The organism is Mycobacterium sp. 2-64 (genome assembly GCF_035918375.1).
In the GTDB taxonomy this organism is placed as follows: Bacteria; Actinomycetota; Actinomycetes; order Mycobacteriales; family Mycobacteriaceae; genus Mycobacterium; species Mycobacterium intracellulare.
In genome coordinates, this window is the sequence record NZ_CP142361.1 from 4,493,023 (window position 1) to 4,513,200 (window position 20,178).

The following is a 20,178-nucleotide window of genomic DNA, read 5'->3' on the forward strand; positions in this document are numbered from 1 at the left end:
GCGGTCGCAAGCGCGGCGCAAGCCGGGCGCAGCGGGCCGCCGCCATCGGGCAAGCGGCGGTCGCAAGCGCGGCGCAAGCCGGGCGCAGCGGGCCGCCGCCATCGGGCAAGCGGCGGTCGCAAGCGCGGCGCAAGCCGGGCGCAGCGGGCCGCCGCCATCGGGCAAGCGGCGGTCGCAAGCGCGGCGCAAGCCGGGCGCAGCGGGCCGCCGCCATCGGGCAAGCGGCGGTCGCAAGCGCGGCGCAAGCCGGGCGCTATCTCGTCACAGCGGATCCCACCTGGGCGCGCGCTTCTCCTGGTGAGCCTTGGCGGCCTCAACCGGGTTGTTGGTGAAACCGCTGAGGACCTGGGTGCGGTTCTCGATCTCGATGGCATGGCGGAGGCTGGGCGCGTCCAGCGCGGCATTGAGCCCAATCTTGGTCTGCCACACGCCATAAGCGTTGTTCTCGGCGATCGAGCGGGCTAGCCTCAGCGCGGCGGGCATCAGGTCGTCGGGCGCGACCACCTCATGCACCAGCTTGATGCGATAGGCCTCGGCCGCGTCGATGATGCGGCCGGTGAGCATGAGTTCGCGTGCCACGCCGGCGCCGACGATCTTCGGCAGCAGGTAGCTGGTGCCCATGTCCATCGACGAGAAGCCGGCCTTGATGAACACCGAACCGAACCGGGCCTGATCCGAGGCGACCCGGATGTCGCTGACCAACGTGAACGCCAGGCCGCCCCCGACGGCGACACCGTTGACCGCCGCGATCACCGGGATGTCCAGCTCGTAGATCCGGGTGTACAGGTTGGCCAGCCGGACCTGAGCGTCGTAGGTGACCTTGAACGCCGGGGTGGTCGGCTTGTTCTGCGTCCACGGCTGCCCGGTGCCGCTCAAATCCGCACCGGCGCAAAATCCCCGCCCGGCACCCGTCAGGATCGCCACCCTGAACTCGCCCGCGCTGAGCGCGTCCAACGCGTCGTCGACGCCGTCGATCAACGACCCATCGATCGCGTTGAGGCGTTCGGGCCGGTTCAGGGTGATGCAGGCGATGTTGTCCTCGAGGGTTTCCAGGTTCACTGAAGGCATACCGAGACCGTAGGCGACCGATCGGGCATACCGTGGTTGGGCCACACATCGAAGGAGCAGCCATGGCACGAAGCGAGGGCGACACCTGGGACCTGGCCAACAGCGTGGGCGCCACCGCCACCATGGTGGCCGCGGCCCGGGCGGCCGCCACCAGGCGGCCGCAACCGGTCATCACCGATGAATTCGCCGAGCCGCTGGTGCGCGCCGCCGGCCTGGACCTGTTCACCAAGCTGGCGACCGGCGAACTCGATTCCTCCGACATCGAAGAGGGGGTCGGGTTTTCGCGGTTCGTCGACACCTTCGCCGCCCGGGCGCTGTTTTACGACGACTATTTCGCCGCGGCCGGGCAGGCCGGCCTGCGCCAGGTCGTGATCGTGGCGTCGGGGCTGGATTCCCGCGCCTACCGGCTGCCGTGGCCCGCGGGGACCACGGTGTACGAGATCGATCAGCCGGAGGTGATCGCGTTCAAGACCGCCACGCTGGCCGAGATCGGCGCGGCCCCAACCGCCGAGCTGCGCACCGTGGGTGTCGATCTGCGCGAGGATTGGCCGGCGGCCCTGCAGGCGTCGGGCTTTGACCCGAGCAAGCCGACGGCGTGGCTGGCCGAGGGAGTGCTGATCGGATTCCTTCCGCCCGACGCCGAGGTGCGGCTGCTGGATGCCATCATTCCGCTGTCCAGCGAGGGCAGCCGGTTCGCCGCCGATTTCGGGGCCGTGGCCGGCACGTCGCCGGAGGCGCTGGAGAAATCCCGGCTCATGGCCGAGGGGTGGCGACGGCAGGGGCTCGACCTGGACATCACCGCGTTGACCTATCCGGGGGAGCACACCGACGTGGCCGCGCATCTGCGGGCCAACGGATGGGAGACCACCGAATTCCGGCTCTCCGACCTGTTTTCGGCGGCGGGCCTGCCGGACTTGGGGGAAGCCGAGCACCAGGCGCCCGCCGCCACGATCAGCTTCGTCCGCGCGGTGCGGACCTGAAGCGTCACACAGCCCGTTTGGCCAGCCACTCAGCCTGCATCACGAGCAGGCCCATGACCTCCAATTGCGGTGTCTGCGGGTCGAGTTCGCGGTAGCGCTGATAGACGTTGACGACGACGCGCTCGGCGTCCAGCCAGGACGCGTACTCACCGAGATCAATGGTGTCGGCGGCCTCCGCCCACGACAGCCCCTTGTGGTAGGCGGCCTCGGCCTGTTCGGCGACATGCATGAGATAGCCACGCACAGCACGGATCCCATCCGGATCGGTGACCGGGCCGTGGCCGGGTACCACCGTCGGCGCGTCCAGCGCGATCATCGCGTCACAGGCGGCGACCCAGTTGGCGATCGGGCCGGCCCACACGATGGGCGTGCAGCCGATGAACAACAGGTCGCCGCCGAACAACACCCCCGCGTCCGGTACATGCACCACCGAGTCGGCGGCGGTGTGCGCGGGACCCAGATTCAGCACATCGATGCGCCGCCCACCTACCTCGACGGCAAGGTTGCGCTCGAACGTCTGATCCGCATTGCGCAGCTTGATGTTGCTGAAGTCGAAGTGCCCGAAGCGTTCTCGTGTGTACGGCGTGGCGACCGGCCCGAGGTTGGCGGTCTGCGCCATGGCGAGCATCTCCGGGGCCATCCCATGTTCGATTTCCTCGGCGGTGCCGCGCGCGGCGATGATGCGCACCGAGGGATCGAGCAGTTGGTTGCCGTGTGTGTGGTCCCCGTTGGAGTGCGTGATCACCGCGTCGGTGATCGGCGCGGACGCGGTGAGCGGCCGCATCGCGGTGAGCATTTCGCGGGTCAACGCCAGGTCGAACAAGGTGTCCACCAGCAGCGACGCCCCGTCGCCGGCGATCAGCCCGGCGTTGCTCCATCCGTAGCCGCCGTCGGGCAGGGTCCAGGCCCACACCCGGCCGCCGACCTCGTGCAGCCCGCGGGTGTAGGGCACCCGCGCGCGGGCCGGGTTGACTCGCGGCGGGGCGGGAGCGGCGTCCGGATTCGGCCGCACCGCCAGCGGGTGCGGGGCACCGCTGGCCCGCACGGTTTGCCGGGTCTCTCCCAGCCCTTCGACCTGGAGCGTGACGATGTCGCCGTCGTGCAGCCAGCCCGGAAACGATTCCAGGGCCGCCGGATTGAGGTGCTCGACCAGCGTGCAGGTCGGCACGGTCCCGGAGCCGATGACGTCGCCGGGCGAGAGGGTGACGCCGCGCGAGGCATAGGAGATGACCTCGCCGAAGGTCCAGTCCATCTGGGCGGTCGACCCGGAACCGATGACGACGTCGTTGACCAGGGCGGTGACCCGCAGGTCCAATCTGCCCGGATAGGAGGGGTGGCGATACGGTTCGAGCTCGTCGGGGGTCACCAGGTACGGGCCCAACGTGACCCCGCTGTCTTTGCCCTTGCCTTGCCCGATCCCCAGTTGGCTCTCCATCTGCTGCAGATCGCGGGCGGACCAGTCGTTGAAGATGGTGTAGCCGATGATCGCCTGCTCCGCCTCTTCGACCGTGAGATCTTTGCCCCCGGTCCCGATCACGGCAGCGATCTCCAATTCGAAGTCCTGCCACGCGCTTCCGGGCGCCGTGGGGGCGTCGTCGTACGGACCCAAAACGGTTGCCGGGCAGGCGAAGTAGAAGGCCGGTATGCGGTACCAGGAGTCGCCGAGGGTGCGCCCGGCGCCCAGCGCGGCCTGGCAGTTGCGCATGTGGTCGAGGAAGCACAGGGAATCACGGATGGACGGCGGGCGTGGAATCGGCGCCAGCAATCGCACCTCCGCCAGCGGTGCCACCGCCGCCGGGGATCGCTGCGCATCCTGCCCCGCCTGCCGCAATCCCTCGGAACCGCGGGCGACGAGATCGAGCAGCGTCACGCCCGGTGGCATCGCATAGATCGTGTCGCCCGAGACCACGCCGACGTGTTCTGCGCCCGAAACATCTTGATAGGTAACCCATTTCACTCGCGCACCACCTCACTCGCCTCCTTGTCCGGTCGTAGTCCGCGCCAACTCGATTGGCGTAACCGGTCATCCGGGGTCCACTCGCTGTAGCGCACCTCCCCGACCAGCTCCGGCCGCACATACGTCACGCCGCGCGCTTCGCTCCTGGGAAGCGGTGGGTCAAAGGGGGATTCGTCGGTGTGCAGCGGTGCCAGCGTCTTCTTCAAGTTTGCCAGGTCGCGGTCGGTGAACCCGGTGCCGACGCGCCCGGCGAAGTGCAGTCCGCCCGCGGTTGGGATACCCATCAGCAGTGAGCCGATGCCGCTGCTGCGTCCGCCTTCCCCGGCTTTCCAACCGCCGATGACGACTTCCTGGGTGTTCCAGTGCTTGTCCTTGATCCACGACGACGAGCGGCGGCCCGGCTGATAGGTGGAGTCGCGCTTCTTGGCGATCACCCCCTCCCAACCGCGCTCCGCGGAGTGCTCCAGCGCCTCCCTGCCGTCGCCGGGCAGTAGGTCGGGGACGATGAGCCTGCTGCCGGCGGCCAACATTTCCAGCAGTTTTCGCCGATCCCGGTAGCGGGCCCGCAGCAACGAGCGGCCGTCGAGGTAGAGCAGGTCGAACGCCCAGAATTCGACCCGTGAGCCCCGTCCACGGTTTTGCATCTCGTGAAAGTTGGGCACCCCGGAGGAGTCCAGGACGACGGCCTCCCCGTCGAGCACCACGTGATGGTCGGCGAGATCGTCTGCCAGCCAACGCAGTTCGCGGTATTCCTGGGTGACTTCGCGACCGCGTCGCGACCGCACCCGAAAGGCACCGTGGTCGGCCTCGATCAGAAGCCGGTAACCGTCCCATTTGCCCTCGAACGCCCACTGACCTGCCTTCAGGGCCGTCACCGAACCGTGGGTGGCCAGCATGGGTGCGATGGTGTCGAACTCGAAGACCTTCTGGTCCTTCATCCGATGTGCCAACCACTGGTCGCCATTGGTTTGAATCAGCGCGTAGCGTCCGGAGATCTTGCTGCCGTGCAGGTTGACGATGACCTCGTCGTCAAGGAACTTTTCGGCGTCGTAGGTTCCGGAGTCCCAGATGATCACCTTGCCCGCGCCGTATTCGCCCTTGGGGATGACGCCTTCGAACCCGCCGTATTCCAGCGGATGGTCCTCGGTGTGGACCGCCAGGTGGTTCACCGACGTGGTTTCGGGCAGGTTTTTGGGCACCGCCCAGGACACCAGCACGCCGTCGCGCTCCAGCCGGAAGTCGTAGTGCAGGCGTCGCGCGTGGTGTTCCTGGATGACGAAGGTATTTCCTTGGCCGACAGCGGGTTTCGCCGCCGGAACCGGCTCGGGGGTTTTCGACGCGTCGCGCATGCTGCGGTACTTGGTCAACCGATCCGGCACCGGAGCGTCCTCGTCCAGCTCTGCAAGCAGGTCGCCGTCGCGCGCGACCCGGGACAGCACTTCGTCATACCGCAGCTGGCGCAGCGACGGGTCGTCGAGTTCGTCCCAGGTGCGCGGCGCCGCGACGGTGGGATGTTCGCGTCCGCGCAGGGAATACGGTGCGATGGTCGTCTTGGAGCCGTTGTTCTGGCTCCAGTCCAAAAAGATCTTCCCCGCCCGCAGGCTCTTGGTCATGGTCGACGTGACAAGCTTGGGCATCGTCTTTTCCAGCTGTTGCGCAACGCGTTTGGCTAACACCGTGGCGCCTTTGCTGCTCACCGGCTCGTCGAGCGGCGCATACAGATGCAGTCCCTTGCTGCCGCTGGTGAGCGGGAAGGTTCTCAGCCCGATCCCGGCGATCAGGTCGCGCACGGCGCGCGCCACCTTGGACATCTGCGCCATCGTCACGCCTTCGCCGGGGTCGAGGTCGAACACCAATCGCGTCGCCGGCCCGGGCTTGAGTTCTTCGGCCCGGCTGCGGGTCCACTCGGCGACGAACCGCCACTGCGGAACGTGAACCTCCAACGCCGCCTGTTGGGCGATCCAGGCCAGGCCGGTGGGGTCGTCGATGATCGGATAGGTCGTCGTTCCGGATCGATGGGTCACGCTGGCGCGCGGCAGCCAGTCGGGTGCCGACGCGGCGAGTTGCTTCTCGAAGAAGGATTCCTGTTCGACGCCGTTGGGCCAGCGTTTGCGCGTGGCCGGACGCCCGGCGATGTGCGGGATCATCACCTCGGCGATCCGCGTGTAGTAGTCGAAGATGTCGCTCTTGGTGGTTCCGGTGGCGGGATACAGCACTTTTTCGGCGTTGGTCAGCTTGACCCGTGGCCCCGCCGTCGGACTCATACTCTGAGTCTATGGGCGGCGCGCTGGTCATCGGTGAAGCGCTGATCGACAGGGTCGAACGGCGCGGCGCCGTCGAGCACGTCGGCGGCAGCCCCCTCAACGTCGCGGTCGGGCTGGCCCGGCTGGGTCGTCACGTCGACTTCTTGACCCATATCGCGGACGACGAATCCGGCCAGCGCATCGCCGCGGACCTGAAATCCTCTGGTGTGCAACTCGTTCCGGGAAGTGTCTCGGCCGAACGCACGCCGGCCGCGGTCGCGACGATCGCCGACGACGGCTCGGCCGCTTACACATTCGATCTGCAATGGCGGCTTTCCGGTACGCCCGAGGTGGCACCGCCGCTGCTGGTGCACACCGGGTCGATCGCCGCCGTGCGCGAACCGGGGTGCCTGGCGGTCGCCGCGCTGCTCGAGGCTTACCGCGTCTCGGCCACCGTGAGCTTCGATCCCAACGTGCGACCGTCGCTGATTCCCGACCGTGACGCCGCGCAGGCCCGCATCGCACACCTGGTCGAGCGCAGCGACATCGTCAAGGTCAGTGACGAGGACTTGAAGTGGATCGATCCCGACCGCGAGCCGCAGCGCACGGCCCGGGGGTGGCTGGCGTCGGGACCCGCGATCGTCGTCCTGACGCTGGGCGCCCGGGGCGCCGTGGCGTTCTGCGCGGCCGGCGATGTCCGGGTGGCGGCCAGGCCGGTCCGGGTGGTCGACACCGTCGGTGCCGGCGACGCCTTCATGGCCGGTTTGCTCGATGCGCTGTGGGAATTGGGTCTGTTGGGCGCCGACCGCCGCGCCGCCCTGAGCCGGGTCGGGCTCGACGCGCTCACGGCGGCACTACAAGCCGCCAGCCTGGCGTCGGCGGTGACGGTCTCGCGGTCCGGCGCCGACCTCCCCGATCGCGCCGCGCTGCGGGCCCAAGCAAACCGTCGCCGCTAGTGTCTTCGAGCGCGGCCCTTTCGCTCGCGGATGTAACGCCACGGCGAAAATTCGAGGACAATCTCGCCGTGGCGTTACGGGCGCGGGCTTTTGAACAGCGGCGCGGCGGCGGGGGTGCTGTTAGGCAGCGAACAGTGTGGGCATACTGACTTACATGCGCTCCATCTGGAAGGGTTCCATCGCGTTCGGGCTGGTGAACGTCCCGGTCAAGGTGTACAGCGCCACCCAGGACCACGACATCAAGTTCCACCAGGTGCACGCCAAGGACAACGGCCGCATCCGATACCAGCGCGTGTGCGAGGTGGACGGCGAAGTCGTCGAATACCGTGACATCGCCCGGGCCTACGAATCCGATGACGGCCAGATGGTCATCATCACCGACGACGACATCGCCACGCTGCCCGAGGAACGCAGCCGCGAGATCGAAGTGCTGGAGTTCGTGCCGGCCAGCGATGTGGATCCGATGCTGTTCGACCGCAGCTATTTTTTGGAGCCCGACTCCAAATCGTCGAAATCCTATGTGCTGCTGGCCAAGACGCTTGCGGAGACGGACCGGATGGCGATCGTGCACTTCACGCTGCGCAACAAGACCCGGCTGGCGGCGTTGCGGGTCAAGGACTTCGGCAAGCGCGACGTGATGGTCATCCATACGTTGTTGTGGCCCGACGAGATTCGTGATCCGGACTTCCCGATCCTCGACAAGAAGGTTGAGGTCAAACCCGCCGAGCTCAAAATGGCGGGGCAGGTGGTTGATTCGATGGCCGAGGAGTTCAACCCCGACCGCTACCACGACGACTACCAGGAGCAGCTGCACGAGCTGGTCCAAGCCAAACTCGAAGGCGGAGAGGCGTTTACCACCGAGGAGCAGCCCAAGGAGCTGGATGAGACCGAAGACGTCTCCGATCTGCTGGCCAAGCTGGAGGCCAGCGTGAAGGCGCGCTCCGGTGGAGGCAACGGCAAGGCAGCGGAGAAAAAGGCGCTCGCGAAAAAGAGCGCAGCGAAGAAGACCGCCGCCAAGAAGGCACCCGCGAAAAAGACCGCCGCCAAGAAGACTCCGGCCAAGAAAGCGGCCTCGAAGTCCTGACCCGACGCGCCTCGGTCAGCGTTTGCGGGTCGCCAGAAATCGGGTGGCCGCGGCGACGACGTTGATCACGGCGACCATGATGATGAGCGTCAGCGCCGCACCCCAGATCCGCAGGAATCCGGCGTGTTCGGGGTTGGTGAGCTCGGTGTAGATCAGCAGCGGCAGCGAGGCCATGTTGCCGTGGAAGATGTCGAAGTTGATCGACCTGCTGTAGCCGACCAGCACCAGCACCGGCGCGGTTTCGCCGATCACCCGCGCGATGGACAACAAGATGCCCGAGACGATGCCGGGCATCGCGATCGGAAAGACGATCGAAACGATGGTCTTCCATTTCGGCACACCCAGCGCGTAGCTGGCCTCGCGCAGGTCGTCGGGCACCAGCCGCAGCATTTCCTCGGCGGAGCGCACCACCACCGGCAGCATCAGCAAGACCAGCGCGAGCGACACCGCAAAAGAGCTCTGCTGGAAGCCCAGGGTGGCGATCCAGAGGCTGAAGATGAACAGGGCCGCGACGATCGAGGGGACCCCGGCCAGCACGTCGACCATGAAGGTGGTCAGCCGCACCAGGCGGCCAGAACCGTATTCGACGAGGAAGACCGCGGTCATCAGGCCCAGCGGCACGGCCAGCACGGCGGCCACCCCGGCCTGCACCAGCGTCCCGTACAGCGCGTGATAGACGCCGCCGAGGAACTGTTCGGGCAGCACGCCGCGCAGCGAGTGGGTCCACCACCCCGACCGGGTCACGGCGTACCAGCCCCGTGCGACCACGATCGACAGCACCCAGAACAGCGGCACCAGCGCGATGAGGAACGAGGTGAGAAAGAAGATCGTCGCGGCGCCGTTGGTGATCCGCCGCCGGAAGCTGAGCGGCCTGAACACCTCGGCCTTGACCGGCCGGTCGAGCGCGTCAACCGTCATGAGCGCCGCTTCTCCTCATCGCTTCGCTCTGCATCGTCGCGGCGCGCGTCATCCGTTGACCTTGCCGCCGGCGATCGCGCGGGCCAGCGCGTTGACGATAAACGTCAGCACGAACAGGGCGAATCCCGCCGAAATGTACGCCCCGGTGGGCAGCGGTGCGCTGAACTCCGCGGCCGCCGACGCGATCTTGGAGGCAAACGTGTAGCCACCGTCGAACAGCGACCAATTCCCCGGGCGGGCGGCCGAACGCAGAATGATCAGCACAGCCACGGTCTCGCCCAGCGCGCGTCCCAACCCCAGCATCGAGGCGGCGATGACGCCGCTGCGGCCGAACGGCAGCACGGTCATCCGCACCACCTCCCACTTGGTGGCGCCCAGCGCCTGCGCCGCTTCCATCTGGATGTGGGGGGTCTGCCGAAACACCTCGCGCGAGACCGACGTGACGATCGGCAGGATCATCACCGAGAGCACGACGCCGGCGGTGAAGATGGTGCCGCCGCCGGCCAACGACACGTTGCCCTGTTTGAACAGGAAAAACCATCCGAGGTGCCGATTGAGAAACGCCGCGACCGGCTCGAGCCGGGGGGCCAGGACGAAGATTCCCCAGAGCCCGAAGATGATCGACGGCACCGCGGCCAGCAGGTCCACCACCGCGCCGAACGGGCGCCCCAGCCGCTTCGGCGCGTATTGGGTGAGGAACACGGCGATACCGACCGCGATGGGCACGGACAGCACCAGCGCGGTGAGCGAACTGAGCACCGTGACCATGAGCAGGTCACGGATGCCGAAGGCCAGGTTGTGGGGGTTGCTGGTGCTGAACTCGGCGCTGGTGAAGAAGTTTGCGTGATTGACGCGCAACGACGGCAGGGCGCGCAGCAACAGGAACACCGCGATCAACAGGATGGCGACCACGATCGTGGAACCAGCGGCCGCGGCGACCAGCTTGAAGATCCGGTCGCCCCGCCGCGACACGCGTGCATTCAGCGCCGTTGATGCCGGTTTTTCCGCGGTCGACGGGCTGGTTGCTGTTCCTCGTGTCACGACCACCTCAGGTTATGTGATGGCGTTGATCGAAGAAGACAGCCTCGCCTTGAACGCGTCGGGGATCGGAATGTAGCCATTGTCGGCCAGGCCATTTTGCCCGGCGCCGATGGTGCTTTGCAGGAATCCCTTCACCGCCGCACCGACCCCGGAGTCGGGGTACTTCGAGCACACGATCTCGTAGGTCGCCAGCACGATCGGGTAGGAACCGGCCTGCTTGGGTTTGTAGAACGACAGCGTGTCGAGCACCAGGTCGTTGCCCTGGCCGGAGATTTTGGCCCCAGCAATCGTCTTGCCCACCGATTCGGCGCTGATCGACACCGCGTCCGGGCCGGCCGAGGTGATGATCTTGGCCATGTTCAGTTTCTGTGCCTGGGCAAACGACCATTCGTTATAGGTGATGGATCCTTCGGTGGCCTTGATCGCCGCCGACGTGCCGTCGTTGCCCTTGGCTCCCTCACCGACGCCGCCCTTGAAGGTCTTTCCGGCGCCCTTGCCCCATGCTCCGTCCGCGGCGGCGTCGAGATATTTCTGGAAATTGTCGGTGGTGCCGGACTCGTCGTTGCGGAAGACGACGTGAATCGGCACGTCGGGCAATGTGGCACCGGGGTTGAGGGCCTGAATCGCGGGGTCGTTCCACGTTGTGATCGAGCCGTTGAAGATTTTGGCGGCCGTGGGGCCGTCGAGGCTGAGCGAGTTCAGGCCCGTCACGTTGTAGGTGATGGCGATCGGGCCGAAAACGACCGGCAGATTCCAGGCCGGCGAACCGCACCGCTGCTGCGCGGCGGCGTATTCGTTGGCCGCCAGCGGCGAGTCAGAACCACCGAAATCCGTTTGGTTGCCGTTAAATTCGCTGATTCCCGCACCGGATCCGTTGGCCGTGTAGTTCAGCGTCTGGCCGGGGCAGGCCTGCTCGAACGCGTTGACAAAGCGGGTCATCGCGTTGGCCTGGGCCGTCGACCCGCTGGCCTTGAGGGCCTTCTTCCCGCCACAATTCACCTTGCCCGACGACGAGCCGGTCGGCGCACTGGCGCCGGACCCGTTGTTGTCGCTGCCGCACCCCGACAACGCCAGCGCAGTAACGCTCAAGGCACTCAGCACGGCGCCAAATCGGTTGAGTTTCAATTCGCTTCCTCACGGTAGGGATGAAACATGGTCGCGGCCGGTCAGTTAACCGTAGCGCGCCGACCAGCCGGTATCGCGGCCACGAACGTAACAGTAACAATTGAACGTTGAGCAAACTTTTCGGCGATCACCGCTGAACGCGTCGGCGGGGGGTCGCGACGTCGGCCGCAGCACACCGCGACGTCGCCTGGCCGGTGTTCGTCAGCAAAGGCCCCACCCGGCCCTCCGAGGGGCCGCCGACTGGTTGCTGACATCACGCGATGGCGTTGATCGCATCCGACAGCCGGGACTTGAACGACTCCGGCACCGGGATATACCCGTTGTCCACCAAGCCATTCTGGCCGGCACCGATGGTGCTTTGCAGGAACGCCTTTACGGCCGCGCCGACCTGCGGGTCGGGATACTTCGAACACACAATCTCGTAGGTCGCCAACACGATCGGGTAGGAACCGGGCCGGGTCGGCTTGTAGAACGAGAAGGTGTCCACCACCAAGTCGTTGCCCTGCCCGGTGAGGGTGGCACCGGAGATCGTTTTCCCGACCGATCCGGCGCTGATGCCCACCGCCTCGGGCCCGGCCGAGGTGACGATCCTGGCCATCGTCAGCTTCTGCGCCAGACCGAACGACCATTCGTTGTAGGTGACCGATCCTTCGGTCGCCCGGACGGCCGCCGACGTACCGCCGTTGCCGTCGGCGCCCTGCCCGACCCCACCGTGGAACGTCTTGCCGATGCCCTTGTCCCACACGCCGTCGGACGCGGAGTCCAGGTATTTCTGGAAATTGTCGGTGGTGCCGGACTCGTCGCCGCGGAACACGACACGGATGGGCTCGGCGGGCAGCGCGGTACCCGGGTTCAGCGCTGCGATCGCCGGGTCGTCCCAGGCAGTGATGGCGCCCTTGAAGATTTTGGCGGCGGTGGGCCCGTCGAGGATCAGCGAGCTGACGCCCCTGACGTTGTAGGTGATCGCGATCGGGCCGAAGACCACGGGCAGATTCCACGCCGGCGAACCGCATCGGGTCCGCGCCGCGAAGTATTCGATCGGGGCCAACGGTGAATCCGAACCCGCGAAATCGATTTGGTTTCCGGTGAATTGGCCGATTCCCGCGCCGGAGCCATTGGGTGTGTAATTCAGCGTCTGACCGGGGCAAGCGTGCTCGAAGGCGCCGGAGAATCGGGTCATCGCGTTGGCCTGGGCGCTCGAGCCCGCCGCCGTCAGGGCCTGCTTGCCGCCGCAATTGACCACGCCCGACACGCCCGCCCCGCTTCCCCGGGCCGTGCTGTCGTGGAATCCGCATCCCGACAACACCAGCGCAGCGGCTGTCAGGACGCCCAGCACAGCACCAAAACGGTTGCGTCCCAAGTCTCTTCCTCACGGGTAAGGACCACAAAGATCGGCGTCACCGAGCTAACCCCACCAAGGTGAACGACGGGCAAATGGTCTGGCAACGCGCGCAACGTCACCGACACCGGGCCGCCGCCCCGACGGCCGCATCGGAACCGGCCCCGCATAGAAAAATAGAACTTGTTCTAGAAATGCCTTATCCGCGCCGCCGCGGCTTGCTACCGTGTCGCCTGACACCGAAACGAAGAGAGGCCGCCATGATCCTTGACAGGTTCCGTCTCGACGACAAAGTCGCCGTCATCACCGGTGCAGGCCGCGGCCTGGGGGCGGCCATCGCGCTGGCGTTCGCCGAGGCAGGCGCCGACGTCCTCATCGCCTCGCGAACCGAATCCCAACTAGAGGCCGTCGCCGAACAGGTCCGCGCCGCCGGGCGCCGCGCCCACGTCGTGGCCGCCGACCTGGCGCATCCGGAATCCACCGCCGAGCTGGCCGGCCAGGCCGTCGAGGCATTCGGGAAACTAGACATCGTCGTCAACAACGTCGGGGGAACCATGCCCAACACGTTGTTGACGACCTCGACGAAGGATCTCAAAGACGCCTTCACCTTCAACGTCGGCACCGCCCACGCGCTCACAGTGGCTGCGGTGCCGTTGATGCTCGAGCACTCCGGCGGCGGCAGCATCATCAACATCACCTCGACCATGGGCCGGCTGGCCGGACGTGGCTTCGCGGCCTACGGCACCGCCAAGGCCGCGCTGTCCCACTACACCCGGCTGACCGCCCTGGACCTGTGCCCACGGATTCGGGTCAACGCGATCGCGCCGGGATCGATCCTCACCTCGGCGCTGGACGTGGTCGCCTCCAACGACGAGCTGCGGTCTCCGATGGAGAAGGCCACCCCGATGCGCCGGCTGGGCGATCCGGTCGACATTGCCGCTGCGGCAGTCTATTTGGCGTCTCCCGCCGGCAACTTCCTGACCGGCAAGACCCTCGAGGTCGACGGCGGCCTCACCTTCCCCAATCTCGACATCCCCGTCCCGGACCTGTGACCCACGACCGCTAAGGAGCACGTCATGTCCATCCCCGTCGTCCAACTGGGCACCGGCAACGTCGGTATCCACGCGCTGCGCGCGCTCATCACCAATCCGGAGTTCGACCTGAAAGGCGTGTGGGTGTCGTCCGACGCCAAGGCGGGCAAGGACGCCGCCGAGCTCGCCGGGCTTGCGGAGGCGACGGGGGTGCTCGCCAGCACCAACCTGGACGCCGTGCTCGCCACCGGGCCGCAGTGCGCGGTGTACAACGCGCTGGCCGACAACCGGTTGCCCGAGGCGCTCGAGGATTACCGGCGCGTGCTGGCGGCCGGGATCAATATCGTCGGCAGCGGCCCCGTCTTCTTGCAGTATCCGTGGCAGGTGATCCCCGAGGAGCTGATCAAGCCGCTGGAAGACGCAGCGCGCGAAGGCAATTCAAGCCTCTACGTCAACGGCATCGACCCGGGCTTCGCCAACGACCTGCTGCCCCTGGCGCTGGCCGGCACCTGCCAGAGCATCCAGCAGATCCGGTGCATGGAGATCGTCGACTACGCCACCTATGACAGTGCGGCGGTCATGTTCGACGTCATGGGATTCGGCAAGCCACTCGACGAAATTCCCATGTTGCTGCAGCCCGGTGTGCTCAGCCTGGCGTGGGGCTCGGTGATCCGGCAAATGGCGGCGGGCCTTGGCATTTCGCTCGACGAGGTCACCCAGTCGCACGTGCGCGTACCCGCCCCGGAGGACTTCGACATCGCCTCGGGCCATATCGCCAAGGGCACCGCCGCGGCGCTGCGCTTCGAGGTGTTCGGCATGGTCAACGGCGATCCCGTCGTCGTCCTCGAACACGTCACCCGGCTGCGCGAGGACCTGTGCCCGGACTGGCCGCAACCCGCACAGGAGGGTGGCTCCTACCGCATCGAGGTCACCGGCGAGCCGTCGTACGCCATGGACATCTGCCTGAGCAGCCGCAAGGGCGATCACAACCACGCCGGGCTGGTGGCCACCGCGATGCGAGTCGTCAACGCGATTCCCGCGGTGGTGGCCGCCGATCCGGGAATCGTCACCACGCTCGACTTGCCGCTGATCACCGGCAAGGGGCTCTACCGTCCGGCCTGAGCCTGGACGGCACGAAACACCGCGGCCGCTGGGCAGCTCGACGGGATGTTCGACTAACCTCACTTTCTTATTCGGTGAAGTGAATCGAGGTCACGTTGGCGCAGCGCACCCAGGGCTCGCTCAAGGGCAACTGGTATCTGCTCGGGCCCGCGTTCGTCGCCGCGATCGCCTACGTCGACCCCGGAAACGTCGCGGCCAACGTCAGCGCCGGCTCACAGTACGGCTACCTGCTGTTGTGGGTGATCGTCGCGGCCAACGTCCTCGCGGGCCTGGTGCAGTACCTGTCGGCCAAGCTCGGGCTGGTCACCGGGCGATCGTTGCCGGCCGCTCTGGGCAAGCGGATGAGCAGCCCACTGCGGCTGGTGTATTGGGCGCAGGCCGAACTCGTGGCGATCGCCACCGACGCCGCCGAAGTCGTCGGCGGGGCCATCGCCCTACACATCCTGTTCGGCTTGCCGCTGATGGTCGGCGGGCTCATCACCGGCGTGGTGGCCTTGCTGTTGCTGGGCATTCAGGATCGGCGCGGACAGATCATCTTCGAGCGGGTCATCACCGGCTTGCTGCTGGTCATCGCGATCGGGTTCGCGGCGAGCTTCTTCGTCAAGACCGCGCCGCCCCACGACGTGCTGGGCGGCCTGGTGCCGAGGTTCCGCGGCACCGAGAGTGTGCTGCTGGCCGCCGCGATCCTGGGGGCCACCGTGATGCCGCATGCGGTGTACATGCATTCGGGTCTGGTGCTGGACCGGCACGGGCATCCCGACCATGGGTCGCATCGCCGCCTGCTGCTGCGGATCACCCGCTGGGACGTCGTCCTGGCGATGGCGGTGGCCGGCACGGTGAACGCCGCCATGCTGCTGGTCGCCGCGATCAACCTGCAGGACCGCAACGTGAGCGCCTCCATCGAGGGCGCCTATTCCGCCATCCACAACACGCTGGGGGCGACCATCGCGGTGCTGTTCGCGATCGGTCTCCTCGCGTCCGGGCTGGCGTCCTCGTCGGTGGGCGCCTACGCCGGCGCCATGATCATGCAGGGGCTGCTGCACCGGTCGATCCCGATGGTGGCGCGCCGCCTGATCACCCTGTGCCCCGCCCTGGTGATCCTGGCGGTCGGGTTCGACCCCACCCGCGCGTTGGTGCTGTCCCAGGTGGTGCTGTCGTTCGGCATTCCGTTTGCGGTGCTGCCTCTGATCAAGCTGACGAGCAACCGCGAGCTGATGGGCGACGACGCCAACCACCGCATCACGACGATTCTTGGCTGGGGCGTCGGCATATTGATTAGTCTGCTTAACATGGTGCTCGTCTGGCTGACGGTGACCGGCTGAATGCCGGCCCTGCGTCATCTGTACTTCGCATACGGCTCGAACCTATGCGTACGGCAGATGGCGCGCCGCTGTCCCGACGCCGCAGATCCGCGGCCCGCGGTCCTCGCCGATCACGACTGGCTGATCAACCAGCGAGGCGTGGCCACCGTCGAGCCGTTGGCCGGAAACCAGGTGCATGGGGTGCTCTGGCAGATCTCCGACGGCGACCTGGCGACCTTGGACAGCGCCGAGGGTGTGCCGGTGCGCTACCGGCGCGACCGGCTGACCGTGCACACCGATGACGGGCCGTCACCGGCCTGGGTCTACATCGACCACCGGGTGACGCCGGGGCCTCCCCGCCCGGGTTACCTGCCCACCATCATCGACGGTGCCGCGCAGCACGGGCTGCCCCCACGCTGGCTCGAGTTCTTGCGCCGCTGGGATCCGGCCGGCTGGCCGCGCCCGAAATCGTCGGCGGCGTGCGGGCCTGGGCCGCAGTCGTTTTCGGCGTTGCTGAGCGAGCCCGGGGTGGCCGAGAGCTGCCAATTGCGTTCGCGTTTCGGATTTTTGGCGATCCACGGCGGCGGACTGGAAGAGATGACCGACGTGATCGCCGAGCGCGCCGCCGAGGCCGCCGGTGCGTCCGTCTATGTGGTGCGTCATCCCGACCACTACCCGCATCACCTGCCGTCGGCCCTGTTCGATCCGGCCGAGTCGCCACGGCTCGCCGCTTTCCTCGACCATGTCGACGTCGCGGTGTCGCTGCACGGCTATGGCCGCGACGGGCGCAGCACACAGCTGCTGGCCGGTGGTCGCAACCGGGAGCTGGCTGCCCATTTGGCCCGCCAAATCCGGCTGACCGGCTATCAGGTCATCACCGACCTCGACGACGTGCCACCGGAATTGCGCGGGCTGCACCCGCGGAACCCAGTGAACCGGGTGCGTCAGGGCGGAACCCAGCTGGAGCTCTCGGCGCGGGTCCGCGGGATCAGCCCGCGCAGCCCGCTGCCCGGCGATGACGGTATGTCGCCGGTCACCAGCGCGCTGATCCAAGGGCTGGCCGAGGCCGCTCGTCGTTGGTCTATGTCGTCGGATCGCTAAAACGGAGGTTGTTGGTGGCCAAGGATTTTCGCTTCGGAATGAGCATGCGGTTCTTCAAGTCCCGCGAGGCGCTGCTCGACAAGGCCAAGCGGGCTGAAGACGCCGGTTTCGACATCCTTTGTGTGCCGGACCATTTGGGCGCGGCGGCGCCCTTCCCGACGCTGACCGCGGTCGCGATGGTCACCACCACGCTGAAGCTGAGCATGTATGTGCTCAACTCCGCCTTCTACAAGCCGGCCCTGCTCAGCCGGGACATGCAGGCCCTCGATCTGCTCAGCGACGGCCGCCTCGAAATCGGGCTGGGCACCGGCTACGTCCGCGAAGAGTTCGAAGCCGCCGAGATCCCCTATCCCAGCGCCGGTGCCCGCGTCGACTACCTCGAACACATGACGAAGTACCTGAAGGAACACCACCCGTCGACGCCGCTCATCATCGCCGGCAACGGCGACCGGGTGCTGACCATCGCCGCCCGCAACGCCGACATCATCGGCCTGACCGGCTCCAACGTGCGCGCGGTCGAGGACCCGTTCGCCGAACGTGTCGATTTCGTCCGCAACGCCGCGGGAGATCGCTTCGATGCCCTGGAGCTGAATCTGGCGATCACGGCGATGCCGCGGGTCGGCGAGACCGAGCCGGACCTGAAGCTGACCCGCAGCTACGCGCCGGACCTGTCCGATGAGGAGATCCTGTCCCAGCCCTCGGTGCTCAGCGGTTCCCCCCGCGAAATCGCCGAGACGTTGATCGCGTACCGCGACAAGTACGGTGTCTCATCCTTCACCGTGCAGGACAACAACATCGAGAACTTCTCGAAGGTGATCGCCGAACTGCGCTGACGCCGTGGCCCTCGGCTTTTGATCCAGCCCGGTAAGCTCAGGCCGTCCGCCCTCGTAGCTCAGGGGATAGAGCACGGCTCTCCTAAAGCCGGTGTCGCAGGTTCGAATCCTGCCGGGGGCACTTTTGTTGTATGACGTCGGTTGATGCATGTCGTTTCGCCTTCGGGTGATGCTTGACGGTGTTTCGGCTGATGCTTGACAGCTACTTCGGCTGATCCTTGACACTCCCTAGATGAGGGAGTTGAGGACGAGGATGTTCCTATGACCACTGCACCGAACAGCGCCCTCATCCCCACATTCGCCGCACTGCGATTCGCCACCGGTGTCGCCGCATGGGCTGTACCGGCGAGGGCGGCGCGTCTGTTTGGGCTCGCTTCCGCGAGACAGCAGCCATTCATTACTCAGTTGTTCGGGTCTCGCGAACTGACTCTGGCGCTCGCGGTCACGGACCCGTCACAGCAGCTGCGCACCCGGGCGTTGCAATTGGGGCTGCTCACCGACGCACTGGACATCGTTGCAGCACTCCGCGGCGTCCAACGCCAGACCTTGCCGCCAGCCGGCGCATTCGTTACCGGGGGTGGCGCAGCGCTGTTTCTTGGCTTAGGCCTTGCTGCGTTGGCCAATCAACAACGCGCAAATGCTTCAACAAGATAAGCCGGTGGTGAGTTAGGCCCCTTCTCACTAGCCCCACGTTGCCCGTGGCGGTGTGACCTTGGACTTGTCGGCCGAGGACAAGTGCACCGCGTGGACACCCGGCTTCTTCGACAGCTGATCCAAAAGGCTTTCCAGGTGCGCCTTGTCGGTGTGCCAGTGCTGAACAGACTCCGGCGCCTCCTGCAGTTCCGCCAGGACCGTCTTCAGTTTGTCCGGGGTCTTGTCGTCGTTGTCCGACGAGCGGCGGCCCAATCCCCGGGTGGGGCTTGCGGCGACCGCGCGGGGCACCGCACCGCCCAGCGCTCCTCCGGCCAGGCCCGCCAGGCCCATCTGACCGAGGGCACCGGCGCCGGCCGCGACCGTCGGCGCGGCACCCGCGCTGGTGTACTCCAACACGGTGGCGGCCAGCTTGACCGCGGGACTGGCCACGGCCCAGCTCGGCGGTACCGACAACGCCCCCGCCAGACCCGCATTGCCGAGACCTGCGGTCACCGCAGACGCGCCAACGGCTCCTGCGGCCGGGGTGCTCGAACCCAGCGAAGCGAACAGCGGCCCTTCGAGTTCGACGGCGGTGTCACCCCACGTCCGTGCCGTTGCCACCAGGCCCAAACTGAGGCTCAGCAACGTGTCGTTGACCGGGCGGATGCCTTTGGTGACGAACTCGATGTTCGCGGCGATCTTCGCCAACGGCGTGGAATTCAGGTTGTTCAACCATGTCGCCAATGACGACGGATCGGCCGCCGGCAATGCGGAAGGCGACGCGAAGCTTTGCAGCGTTCGCGGGGTCGACGACATCAGCTGCGCCAAGGCCGACTGCGCGTTGGCGGGCGCCGTACCGGCGGCTTGGGCGACCGCGCCCGATTGGCCGGCTCCTCCCGCTGGGTTGGTGGTTTGCGGTGGCGCGTTGAAGGGCTCCAATTGCGCAGCGATCGCCGAAGATCCGGCGTAGCCGTACATCGCGGCGGCGTCTTGCGCCCACATCTGTGCGTACTCCGCCTCGGTGGCCGCGATGGCGGCGGTGTTCTGCCCGAGAAGGTTCGTCGCCACCAGCGACGCCAGCCGGCCGCGGTTCTCCGCGATCGCCACCGGGGGCACCGTCGCGGTGAACGCGGCCTCGTACGCCGCCGCGGCCGCTCTGGCTCGAGAGGCGGCCTGTTCGGCTTGAGCGGCGGTCGTGCTCATCCACGCCGCATACGGCGCGGCCGCACCGGCCATGGTCAGCGAGGACGGCCCCTGCCAACCGCTGGTCAAGTTCGAGATCACCGACTCATACGACGTCGCCGCAGAGTGCAGTTGGGCGGCCAACCCATCCCATGCCGACGCCGCGGCCAACATTGAGCCTGCGCCTTCACCGGCGTACATTCGACCAGAGTTGATCTCCGGCGGAAATGCTCCGAAATCCATTGTCACTCCTTGTTCTTCGCG

At 66.9% G+C, this 20,178-nt stretch carries 17 protein-coding genes and 1 tRNA gene; 10 read left to right on the forward strand and 8 right to left on the reverse strand.

The window, feature by feature from the left end:
• Positions 1 to 261 precede the first annotated feature (261 nt).
• A complete protein-coding gene (locus tag QGN31_RS20790) occupies positions 262 to 1,068 on the reverse strand; it encodes an enoyl-CoA hydratase/isomerase family protein (RefSeq protein WP_036396658.1) in 807 nt (268 codons plus the stop codon).
• 62 nt (positions 1,069 to 1,130) lie between these two features.
• On the opposite strand from QGN31_RS20790, the gene QGN31_RS20795 reads away from it, so the two are divergent.
• A complete protein-coding gene (locus QGN31_RS20795; RefSeq protein ID WP_014381878.1) occupies positions 1,131 to 2,048 on the forward strand; it encodes a class I SAM-dependent methyltransferase in 918 nt (305 codons plus the stop codon).
• A gap of 4 nt (positions 2,049 to 2,052) precedes the next feature.
• On the opposite strand, the gene QGN31_RS20800 is transcribed toward QGN31_RS20795, so the two are convergent.
• Positions 2,053 to 4,005 (reverse strand): fumarylacetoacetate hydrolase family protein, encoded by a 1,953-nt coding sequence (locus QGN31_RS20800; protein ID WP_008253979.1) that lies wholly within the window; start codon positions 4,003 to 4,005, stop codon positions 2,053 to 2,055.
• On the reverse strand, positions 4,002 to 6,269 hold the full coding sequence (locus QGN31_RS20805) for an ATP-dependent DNA ligase (RefSeq protein ID WP_008253977.1): 2,268 nt from the start codon (positions 6,267 to 6,269) through the stop codon (positions 4,002 to 4,004). The genes QGN31_RS20800 and QGN31_RS20805 overlap by 4 nt, the downstream gene beginning before the upstream one ends.
• Before the next feature lie 11 nt (positions 6,270 to 6,280).
• Between QGN31_RS20805 and QGN31_RS20810 the strand changes: the two genes are divergently transcribed.
• Positions 6,281 to 7,204 carry a carbohydrate kinase family protein gene (locus tag QGN31_RS20810; protein ID WP_014383905.1) on the forward strand — a complete coding sequence of 308 codons (924 nt, stop codon included), beginning with the start codon at positions 6,281 to 6,283 and terminating at the stop codon, positions 7,202 to 7,204.
• Positions 7,205 to 7,358: 154 nt separating this feature from the next.
• Entirely contained in the window at positions 7,359 to 8,288 is a 930-nt protein-coding gene (gene ku, locus QGN31_RS20815) for a non-homologous end joining protein Ku (protein WP_008253954.1), read from the forward strand.
• A gap of 15 nt (positions 8,289 to 8,303) precedes the next feature.
• Here ku and pstA read toward each other — a convergent pair whose 3' ends face one another.
• From pstA to pstS (QGN31_RS20835), 4 genes are all read right to left on the reverse strand, one after another.
• On the reverse strand, positions 8,304 to 9,206 hold the full coding sequence (gene pstA, locus QGN31_RS20820) for a phosphate ABC transporter permease PstA (protein ID WP_008253952.1): 903 nt from the start codon (positions 9,204 to 9,206) through the stop codon (positions 8,304 to 8,306).
• 48 nt (positions 9,207 to 9,254) lie between these two features.
• Positions 9,255 to 10,253: a phosphate ABC transporter permease subunit PstC gene (pstC, locus tag QGN31_RS20825; protein WP_014379265.1), complete on the reverse strand. Its 999-nt coding sequence runs from the start codon at positions 10,251 to 10,253 to the stop codon at positions 9,255 to 9,257.
• A 6-nt stretch (positions 10,254 to 10,259) separates the two neighbouring features.
• Positions 10,260 to 11,372 (reverse strand): phosphate ABC transporter substrate-binding protein PstS, encoded by a 1,113-nt coding sequence (gene pstS / locus QGN31_RS20830; protein WP_014941334.1) that lies wholly within the window; start codon positions 11,370 to 11,372, stop codon positions 10,260 to 10,262.
• A gap of 253 nt (positions 11,373 to 11,625) precedes the next feature.
• Positions 11,626 to 12,732, reverse strand: a complete 1,107-nt coding sequence (pstS, locus tag QGN31_RS20835; protein ID WP_085976428.1) for a phosphate ABC transporter substrate-binding protein PstS — start codon at positions 12,730 to 12,732, stop codon at positions 11,626 to 11,628.
• Positions 12,733 to 12,971: 239 nt separating this feature from the next.
• On the opposite strand from pstS (QGN31_RS20835), the gene QGN31_RS20840 reads away from it, so the two are divergent.
• The 7 genes from QGN31_RS20840 to QGN31_RS20870 all read left to right on the forward strand — a co-directional run bounded on the left by QGN31_RS20840 (position 12,972) and on the right by QGN31_RS20870 (position 18,753).
• Complete coding sequence (locus QGN31_RS20840; protein WP_009953043.1) at positions 12,972 to 13,763, forward strand: SDR family oxidoreductase; 792 nt, start codon at positions 12,972 to 12,974, stop codon at positions 13,761 to 13,763.
• Positions 13,764 to 13,787: 24 nt separating this feature from the next.
• Entirely contained in the window at positions 13,788 to 14,864 is a 1,077-nt protein-coding gene (locus QGN31_RS20845; RefSeq protein WP_009953041.1) for an NAD(P)H-dependent amine dehydrogenase family protein, read from the forward strand.
• A gap of 95 nt (positions 14,865 to 14,959) precedes the next feature.
• A complete protein-coding gene (locus tag QGN31_RS20850; protein WP_008253939.1) occupies positions 14,960 to 16,186 on the forward strand; it encodes an Nramp family divalent metal transporter in 1,227 nt (408 codons plus the stop codon).
• Complete coding sequence (locus tag QGN31_RS20855) at positions 16,187 to 17,266, forward strand: poly-gamma-glutamate hydrolase family protein (RefSeq protein WP_043954474.1); 1,080 nt, start codon at positions 16,187 to 16,189, stop codon at positions 17,264 to 17,266.
• Between the two features lie 8 nt (positions 17,267 to 17,274).
• Positions 17,275 to 18,099: an LLM class F420-dependent oxidoreductase gene (locus QGN31_RS20860; RefSeq protein ID WP_014941332.1), complete on the forward strand. Its 825-nt coding sequence runs from the start codon at positions 17,275 to 17,277 to the stop codon at positions 18,097 to 18,099.
• A 48-nt stretch (positions 18,100 to 18,147) separates the two neighbouring features.
• A tRNA-Arg gene (locus tag QGN31_RS20865) sits at positions 18,148 to 18,220 on the forward strand.
• A gap of 140 nt (positions 18,221 to 18,360) precedes the next feature.
• Positions 18,361 to 18,753, forward strand: coding sequence for a hypothetical protein (locus QGN31_RS20870; RefSeq protein ID WP_080552569.1), 393 nt, complete (start codon positions 18,361 to 18,363; stop codon positions 18,751 to 18,753).
• Between the two features lie 27 nt (positions 18,754 to 18,780).
• Here QGN31_RS20870 and QGN31_RS20875 read toward each other — a convergent pair whose 3' ends face one another.
• A complete protein-coding gene (locus QGN31_RS20875; protein WP_014381866.1) occupies positions 18,781 to 20,157 on the reverse strand; it encodes a PPE family protein in 1,377 nt (458 codons plus the stop codon).
• Positions 20,158 to 20,178: the final 21 nt, after the last annotated feature.

What these genes read in the sequence shown, in the direction of transcription:
- QGN31_RS20790 (WP_036396658.1), bottom strand. Translation starts at nt 1,068, where the DNA reads ATGCCTTCAGTGAACCTGGAAACCCTCGAGGACAACATCGCCTGCATC.
- QGN31_RS20795 (WP_014381878.1), top strand. Translation starts at nt 1,131, where the DNA reads ATGGCACGAAGCGAGGGCGACACCTGGGACCTGGCCAACAGCGTGGGC.
- QGN31_RS20805 (WP_008253977.1), bottom strand. Translation starts at nt 6,269, where the DNA reads ATGAGTCCGACGGCGGGGCCACGGGTCAAGCTGACCAACGCCGAAAAA.
- QGN31_RS20810 (WP_014383905.1), top strand. Translation starts at nt 6,281, where the DNA reads ATGGGCGGCGCGCTGGTCATCGGTGAAGCGCTGATCGACAGGGTCGAA.
- ku (WP_008253954.1), top strand. Translation starts at nt 7,359, where the DNA reads ATGCGCTCCATCTGGAAGGGTTCCATCGCGTTCGGGCTGGTGAACGTC.
- pstA (WP_008253952.1), bottom strand. Translation starts at nt 9,206, where the DNA reads ATGACGGTTGACGCGCTCGACCGGCCGGTCAAGGCCGAGGTGTTCAGG.
- QGN31_RS20840 (WP_009953043.1), top strand. Translation starts at nt 12,972, where the DNA reads ATGATCCTTGACAGGTTCCGTCTCGACGACAAAGTCGCCGTCATCACC.
- QGN31_RS20845 (WP_009953041.1), top strand. Translation starts at nt 13,788, where the DNA reads ATGTCCATCCCCGTCGTCCAACTGGGCACCGGCAACGTCGGTATCCAC.
- QGN31_RS20855 (WP_043954474.1), top strand. Translation starts at nt 16,187, where the DNA reads ATGCCGGCCCTGCGTCATCTGTACTTCGCATACGGCTCGAACCTATGC.
- QGN31_RS20870 (WP_080552569.1), top strand. Translation starts at nt 18,361, where the DNA reads ATGACCACTGCACCGAACAGCGCCCTCATCCCCACATTCGCCGCACTG.
- QGN31_RS20875 (WP_014381866.1), bottom strand. Translation starts at nt 20,157, where the DNA reads ATGGATTTCGGAGCATTTCCGCCGGAGATCAACTCTGGTCGAATGTAC.